This window comes from Herbaspirillum sp. YR522, from assembly GCF_000282575.1.
Classification (GTDB): Bacteria; Pseudomonadota; Gammaproteobacteria; order Burkholderiales; family Burkholderiaceae_D; genus Herbaspirillum.
Window position 1 is genome coordinate 1 of the sequence record NZ_AKJA01000096.1, and the last position, 1,198, is coordinate 1,198.

1 protein-coding gene is annotated in these 1,198 nt (G+C 60.3%); it reads right to left on the reverse strand.

The features are described from left to right. Position 1: 1 nt before the first annotated feature. Positions 2 to 1,192, reverse strand: a complete 1,191-nt coding sequence (gene tuf, locus PMI40_RS12090) for an elongation factor Tu (protein ID WP_040501972.1) — start codon at positions 1,190 to 1,192, stop codon at positions 2 to 4. Positions 1,193 to 1,198: the final 6 nt, after the last annotated feature.

Consider the following 1,198-nt stretch of genomic DNA (forward strand, 5'->3'; position numbering starts at 1 on the left):
CTTAGGCGATGATCTTTGCAACCACACCGGCGCCGACGGTACGACCGCCTTCACGGATAGCGAAACGCAGACCTTCTTCCATCGCGATCGGGTTGATCAGCTTCACGGTGATCGACACGTTGTCGCCTGGCATGACCATTTCCTTGCCTTCCGGCAGTTCGATCGCGCCGGTCACGTCCGTCGTACGGAAGTAGAACTGCGGACGGTAGTTGTTGAAGAACGGCGTGTGACGACCGCCTTCGTCCTTCGACAGCACATAGATCTCGCCGGTGAAGTGGGAGTGCGGCTTGATCGAACCTGGCTTGGCCAGCACCTGGCCACGTTCCACGTCTTCACGCTTGGTACCGCGCAGCAGCACGCCGACGTTGTCGCCTGCCTGACCTTGGTCCAGCAGCTTGCGGAACATTTCCACGCCGGTGCAGGTAGTCTTCTGGGTGTCACGGATACCGACGATTTCGATTTCTTCGCCGACCTTGACGATACCGCGCTCGACACGACCGGTCACCACGGTGCCGCGACCCGAGATCGAGAACACGTCTTCCACCGGCAGCAGGAACGTGCCGTCAACAGCGCGCTCAGGTGTCGGGATGTAGCTGTCCAGTGCTTCGGCCAGGGCCAGGATCGCGCCTTCGCCCAGCGGACCAGTGTCGCCTTCCAGCGCCAGCTTGGCCGAACCCTTGATGATCGGCAGGTCGTCGCCTGGGAATTCGTACTTCGACAGCAACTCGCGCACTTCCATTTCGACCAGTTCCAGCAGCTCTTCGTCGTCCACCATGTCAGCCTTGTTCAGGAAGACGATGATGTACGGAACGCCAACCTGACGCGACAGCAGGATGTGCTCGCGGGTCTGGGGCATCGGGCCGTCAGCGGCCGAGCACACCAGGATCGCGCCGTCCATCTGCGCCGCACCGGTGATCATGTTCTTCACATAGTCAGCGTGGCCTGGGCAGTCAACGTGCGCGTAGTGACGGTTTGCAGTCTCGTATTCAACGTGTGCCGTGTTGATCGTGATGCCGCGTGCCTTTTCTTCTGGCGCCGCATCGATCTGGTCGTATGCCTTCGCTTCGCCGCCGAACTTCTTCGACAGAACGGTCGCAATCGCTGCGGTCAGCGTGGTCTTGCCGTGGTCAACGTGACCAATCGTGCCAACGTTGACGTGCGGCTTGGTCCGCTCAAACTTGCCTTTTGCCATTTTAGA